Origin of the sequence: Alkalimonas sp. (genome assembly GCF_020831925.1) — a bacterium.
Classification (GTDB): domain Bacteria; phylum Pseudomonadota; class Gammaproteobacteria; order Enterobacterales; family Alteromonadaceae; genus Alkalimonas.
Genome location: NZ_JAFIFQ010000088.1, coordinates 1 through 6,005 on the forward strand (window position 1 = coordinate 1; position 6,005 = coordinate 6,005).

The 6,005-nt window shown below is 52.9% G+C and carries 7 protein-coding genes and 1 tRNA gene; 6 read left to right on the plus strand and 2 right to left on the minus strand.

Annotation, left to right across the window (positions count from 1 at the left end):
- From JJU14_RS15820 to rimI, 4 genes are all read left to right on the plus strand, one after another.
- Positions 1–1,391 (plus strand): S9 family peptidase (locus tag JJU14_RS15820; protein ID WP_228614688.1); only part of this gene is annotated, 1,391 nt, incomplete at its 5' end.
- 150 nt (positions 1,392–1,541) lie between these two features.
- Positions 1,542–1,618: transfer RNA gene (locus JJU14_RS15825), tRNA-Trp, on the plus strand.
- 44 nt (positions 1,619–1,662) lie between these two features.
- Positions 1,663–2,040 (plus strand): hypothetical protein, encoded by a 378-nt coding sequence (locus JJU14_RS15830; RefSeq protein ID WP_228614689.1) that lies wholly within the window; start codon positions 1,663–1,665, stop codon positions 2,038–2,040.
- Complete coding sequence (rimI, locus tag JJU14_RS15835) at positions 2,027–2,482, plus strand: ribosomal protein S18-alanine N-acetyltransferase (protein WP_228614690.1); 456 nt, start codon at positions 2,027–2,029, stop codon at positions 2,480–2,482. The genes JJU14_RS15830 and rimI overlap by 14 nt, the downstream gene beginning before the upstream one ends.
- A 62-nt stretch (positions 2,483–2,544) precedes the next feature.
- Here the strand turns inward: rimI and JJU14_RS15840 are convergent, their stop codons facing one another.
- Together JJU14_RS15840 and JJU14_RS15845 are read right to left on the minus strand one after the other, a co-directional pair.
- The gene (locus tag JJU14_RS15840) at positions 2,545–3,483 is read right to left on the minus strand and encodes a sodium-dependent bicarbonate transport family permease (RefSeq protein ID WP_091345497.1); all 939 of its coding nucleotides are present in this window, start codon (positions 3,481–3,483) and stop codon (positions 2,545–2,547) included.
- Between the two features lie 122 nt (positions 3,484–3,605).
- Positions 3,606–4,505 carry a cation diffusion facilitator family transporter gene (locus tag JJU14_RS15845; protein ID WP_228614691.1) on the minus strand — a complete coding sequence of 300 codons (900 nt, stop codon included), beginning with the start codon at positions 4,503–4,505 and terminating at the stop codon, positions 3,606–3,608.
- A gap of 118 nt (positions 4,506–4,623) precedes the next feature.
- Here JJU14_RS15845 and JJU14_RS15850 point away from each other — a divergent pair, with 118 nt between their 5' ends.
- Together JJU14_RS15850 and JJU14_RS15855 are read left to right on the plus strand one after the other, a co-directional pair.
- Positions 4,624–5,556, plus strand: coding sequence for a LysR substrate-binding domain-containing protein (locus JJU14_RS15850; RefSeq protein WP_228614692.1), 933 nt, complete (start codon positions 4,624–4,626; stop codon positions 5,554–5,556).
- 124 nt (positions 5,557–5,680) lie between these two features.
- Positions 5,681–6,005, plus strand: a 325-nt coding sequence (locus JJU14_RS15855) for a GTP-binding protein (protein WP_228614693.1), incomplete at its 3' end; no start/stop codon positions are given.

The window sequence follows — 6,005 nt, forward strand, 5'->3', positions numbered from 1 at the left end:
GTGACCTGAGTTGGCAAGCCGATGGCAAAGCGGTGTACTTTGCAGCAAACCGCCGTGAAGCGGCTTACCGCACGCCGGTCAACTCTGCCATTTATCGCTTAACTCTGGCTGATCGCAGCATTGAGCAAATTTATGATCCGGCAGGGCCTGCCAGTCAACCGATGTTATCGCCAGATGGCCGTCAATTGGCTTTCCTCGGTTTTGAAGACAGAAAGCTGGCTCATCAGGCCAATCGGCTGTATGTAATGAACCTGGATGGTAGCAATGTTCGCAACCTGACCGAAGATTTGGATCGTCATATCAATGCCTTTCAATGGCAGAGCAATAGCCGCGGGCTTTATATTCAGTTCGATGACCTGGGGATTGGTAAAGTCGCCGAGCAGCCGCTGCGCGGTAATCGGAGTGTATTGGTTGCAGACTTGGGCGGTACCAGCTTCAGTCGGCCATACAGCGGTGGTCAGTTCAGCGTGGCAGACAATGGGCTGATTGCGTACACCCAGGCCAGTACCGAACGTCCGTCCGAGTTGGCGATGCAGCATCGTCGTACCAATCGCACCTTGACCAACCTGAACCGTGATCTGCTGTTTAAGCGGACCATTGGACAGGTTGAAGAGTTCTGGTATGAGTCCTCGGTGGATGGCAAAAAAATCCATGGCTGGGTCATGTACCCGCCAGGCTTTGATGCCAGCAAACAATACCCGCTGATTCTGGAAATCCATGGTGGCCCGCACACTGCCTATGGCCCGGTGTTTGCCATGGAGTTGCAGTTGATGGCAGCTCAAGGGTATGTGGTGCTCTATACCAACCCAAGGGGTAGTACCAGTTATGGTGAAGACTTTGCCAACCTGATCCATCACAATTATCCAAGCCACGATTACAATGATCTGATGGATGGCGTCGATGCTGTGCTTGCGCGAGGCTTTATTAATGAGCAGGAGCTCTTTATCACCGGTGGCAGTGGTGGTGGTGTACTGACGACCTGGGCAATTGGCCATACCGATCGCTTTGCCGCTGCGGCTGCGATTAATCCGGTGATCAACTGGTACAGCTTTGTACTGAACGCCGATATGTACAACTACTTTACCCAGTACTGGTTCCCAGGGCTGCCCTGGGAGATGCCAGAGCATTATCTGAAGCACTCGCCAATTAGTTATGTCGGTAATGTCACTACCCCGACTATGCTCTTTACCGGTGATGCTGATTACCGTACTCCGATCTCTGAAACTGAGCAGTACTATCAGGCGCTGCAACTGCGTGGTATTGATACCGCCATGGTGCGCATTCCGGGCGCATCGCATGCACTGCATGCCCGGCCCAGTAACCTGATGGCGAAGCCGGCTTATGTGATCCACTGGTTTGAACGTTATCGTCAAACGAAGTCGTCCGATTAAGACGCTTGCTAACCCTGATAAGCCCGGTGTTGCACGCCGGGCTTTCTTCTTTTTGGCAAAGCGTGTATGTTTTCTATGCAGTCAAAGGAGCATCGAATGAATTCTGCTTTACCTTTTAGTCGGCTTTTGTATAATGGCGCGACCAAATGTAGGGGCATAGTTCCAATTGGTAGAACAGCGGTCTCCAAAACCGACGGTTGGGGGTTCGAATCCCTCTGCCCCTGCCACTTTGGTCTGAGCACAAACAGTGCCACAGACAAAGGTGAATCACGTGCTTAATTCATCTCAGCGCCAGCTGTTGCAACTCTTATCCATCCAACCGTTACAGCTTAAAGCCTGTTTTCAACCTCAGACAGACATGACCCCAGATGCCTCGGCTGCTGATGACTCTGCCGAGCAGATATTCGTGTGTCCGCAGGTAAATCATCCACTGGTGCAGGACCTGGCCGCTCTGTTGCAACACGAGCCTGCTGCCACCCCGCAGGCGCTGCAACTTGGAGCTCTGCGCTGGTCAATACAGCCTGGTTCAACCGAATGTACGCTTAGCGGGCAGCAGCTGATTAGCCCGGAACTCTCTACCCTCACATCACCGGTTTTAAAACGCCAGCTATGGCATTGTGTCAGCCATTACCTTGATGCAAACGATTAAGCCTTTGACGGCTGCGCAATTGCCAGACATCGTGTCCATTGAACAACAGGCTGCTTTTGTACCCTGGAGCCTGGCGCTGTTTGAAAGCTGTCTTGCCGCGGACTACTTTAATTTTGTGCTGTGGGATAAAGACAAGCTTTGTGGTTATTATCTGGCGCAGCAGGTACTGGATGAAGCCAGCTTGTTTAATATTGTGGTAGCTCCGGATGAGCAGGGTAAAGGGTATGGCCGCATCTTATTACAGCACATGTTGCAGCAGGCAAAACAACGACATTGCCAGCAGGTGTGGCTTGAAGTGCGTGCTGGCAATACCGCGGCCATAGCGCTTTATCAATCCGCAGGCTTTGAGCTAAGTGGTCGGCGTAAAAATTACTACCAGAGCAGCGCCGGGGCTGACGATGCTCTGGTGATGAGGTTCCAGCTCAGCGTAGCGCCAGAATAGTCAGTGTAGCGCCAGAATAATCAGCGCAGCGCCAGCAATGTCAGTACTGCAGCGGAAAAAAATTAGTGCAGCCACTGAATAAATTGCAGGTACAGCGGAATACCTACCAGCACATTGAGCGGGAAGGTAATACCGAGCGCAGCCAATAAAGATAAGCCAATATCTGCTTGTGGAATGGCTGTTCGAATGGCCACTGGTGCTGCGATGTAAGAAGCACTGGCGGTCAGACTGGCTAAAATGAGGATGGAGCCGTCAGGCAGTCCCAGCCAGATGCCGGTAAAGACACCACAGACAGCCAGCACCACAGGGGTGATCAGCGCGAAACAGATGACCCGCCAGTAGCGCAGCGAAATGCGGTTTAGTGTCTCAGCTGCAGTCAATCCCATTTCTAGTAAGAACAGGGCCAATACGCCTTTAAAAGCATTGGTAAAGAGCTCGGTCACTGCAGAGCCTTGCTGTGGTCCGTACATATAGCCAATCAACACGCCACCCGCCAGCAAGACCACACCACGGTTGGTCAGGGTCTCATGCCAGAGCGCGCTTTGGCTGGTTTTTGGCCCATCGCTTTGCCGCCAGCGGTAAATCGCCAAGGCTACCATAATGGCTGGTAGCTCCAACATCACCAGATAAAGGGTCACTTCGGCGCCTATGGTCAGCTGCATGCTCTCGGCATAAGCCAGCGCTACCGCAAAGGTACCGGCACTGGCCGAGCCATAGTGCGCTGCCAGACTGGCACTGTCGGCCGAGGATAAACGCACCAGGCTGCGTAATACCGGATAAAGGACTAAAGGAAAGAGGGCGCCAATCAGAATAACACTGCCAAGCTCAGGAACCAGCTGCCAGCTAAGATTACCATGCAGCGCCATACCACCTTTTAGGCCGATGGTGAGCATCAACAGCAAGCTGAGCGTATCGTAAGCAGCTTTGGGAATGGTTAGATCAGAACGCAAAATGCCTGCTAGCAGGCCTAGCAGAAAAAACATCACGACGATATCAGGCATGGCTCTTCCCCGTTAGCTACAAGCAAAACCTGCGCATTGTATACTTGGTTGCACACAAAGTGAAACACAAGTGTGGACAGCAGACCAGCACTTGTGTTGTTTTAAGAGGAAAAAGCAGTTTGTCAGGCGAGTTGTTGTTGCTTGCTGTGATTGAGGCAATAAAAATCCAGCCAAATCACAGGTTCCAGTGGCAGCTCCGCCAGTTTGCGCTCCAGTTGCTGCTGCACCCCTTGCATTTGCTCAACCCGCTCAATGCCAATCCGTACTTCCAGCAGCAGGTAACTGCCGCTTTTGGCCATCTTGCACTGGCGGTGGGAGATACCTAAGCTTTCCAGCTCACGGTATACCTGTTTGCGCAGCTCTGCCGAAGGGCTGACCATCAAGAGCTCATTCACGGCATTTTTCAGCATCTTTAGCGGCACCTGGATAAAGTAACCGGATACCAGAATCACCAACACCGGGTCGGCATACAGTGCCCAATGCGCCATGGCAGTGAATTGCAGCGACCAGGTGAGTACGAACCCCAGCAACACCGCCAAGCTAAGGACACCATCCATCCACCACTGATGTTGTTCGGCCTCAACCAGCCCCGATTGCAGGCTGGTATTGGCTTTACGTAGCCGCCACCAAATAAAGAAACACAGCAGCACACTGAGCAGTGCAAAGAAAATAGCTTTACCGGCAGCCACTTCGCGACCGCCATGGACAATCGCCAGCACAGCGGCGCCAAAAGACACCAGGCAGACCAACAGTATCACCAGCCCTTTGACGGCAATGGCCAAAGGCTCGGCCGGCAAGCGGCCAAAGTTAAAACGGTTATCGGCCGGTGAGGTGGATACCCTCAGCGCCATTAAAGACAACAGCGACAGGCCTAAACTAACCAGTGAATAACTACCATCAAACACGATGGCCATGGAATGGGCCCAAAGCCCCCAACCTATGCCGACCAGGGCGAAAAAACCGGCACCGGCAGCAGAGAACTTAAGAATTGATGACTCCGAACGGATGTTCAGCGACAACATAACAACCTCGATTTATGGCAAAAAAGTGACAAAGTATTCGTCAGCTCGTTTTGCTTGATAACTAGCCATTCTTGCTGAATCACTTTGTTGGCGGTATTCTAAGTGAGGATTAATAAAGGTGGATAATCACCAGCCGACGACTTTTTCGTCGCTGATGCTTGAGGTGGTGATGAAAGTTATTCAGGCGGAAGTATTTTTAGTGGTGCTGGAAGAGGGCTCGGTGGCCGCAGCGGCTCGCCAGCTAGGCCGCAGCCGCACCACCATCAGCAGTGTGCTCAGCAGCTTTGAAGATGAGCTGGCGGTGACCTTATTTGAGCGCTCCGGCAATGAGCTGGCCGCCACGCCGATTGCCTGGGCCATCAAACCGGATTGCATCCGATTGCTGCAATCAGCCCGCCAAATCGAGCAGCGTTGTCAGCAGCAGCGCAGCGGCATTGAATCAACACTTCGCATTGCCCGGGACGATGCGCTACCGGAGCGCTTCTGGCGGGAAACCATGACCGCCTTAAAGCAGCAGTTCCCGCTGACCGGTATTTCGGTGTATCTGGCACCGCCACAGGAGCTGCCTGAGCTGGTGGACTGGCAATCGGTTGACCTGGCTTTTGGCCTAGCCCAGCAAAATGAACCGCACGAAAGCTTGCAGTTTCGGCCGCTTGGTGGTCTGAGGGTGATGATGGTCACCGGCCCGGAGCATGCGCTCTGTCGTTTGCCATTAGTCCATGATGACGACTTGCAGCAGTATACCCAGGTCACCACTGCCTACTTGCAGGATGATTTGCTGGTACCGCAATTATCAGGTGCGTCTAACTACCTGGCGCTGACCCAATTTGAACTCATTCGGGATGCGGTGATCAGTGGAGCCGGCTGGTCGCGCCTGCCTCAGCCGGTGATAATGGAGCAGCTTAAAAACGAGCAGTTGCGGGTACTGAAGCATCCCGGTGCGCTGAACTGGCAATCCTATCAGTTAATTTGCGAGCAGGGTTACGCCATGGGCCGGGTCGCCAGTTGGCTGGAACAGCAGGTTGTGCGTTATCTGACCCAGTTTGGCTAAGTGAAAGCCGACAATAAGGTTTCCCCCGATCCATCATTCGCGGTAAAATGCGGCAAATTTTTTACGTTTTGCAGCGGATCCAGCGATCCGTTGCGTTTTTTGCTATTGTCGCAACGAGTATTGAATGAGCAACCAACAGTTACAGCAGGAAATCAACAGCCGGCGCACCTTTGCAATTATCAGCCACCCGGATGCCGGTAAAACCACCATCACCGAGAAGGTGCTGCTATTTGGCGAGTTGATCCAAAAAGCCGGTACCGTCAAAGGCAAAAAATCCGGTCAGTTTGCCACGTCCGACTGGATGGAAATGGAAAAAGAGCGGGGCATCTCGGTGACCACCTCGGTGATGCAATTTCCTTACAACCACTGCCTGGTCAACCTGCTGGATACGCCCGGCCACGAAGACTTCTCGGAAGATACTTACCGTACGCTGACGGCGGTGGATTCCT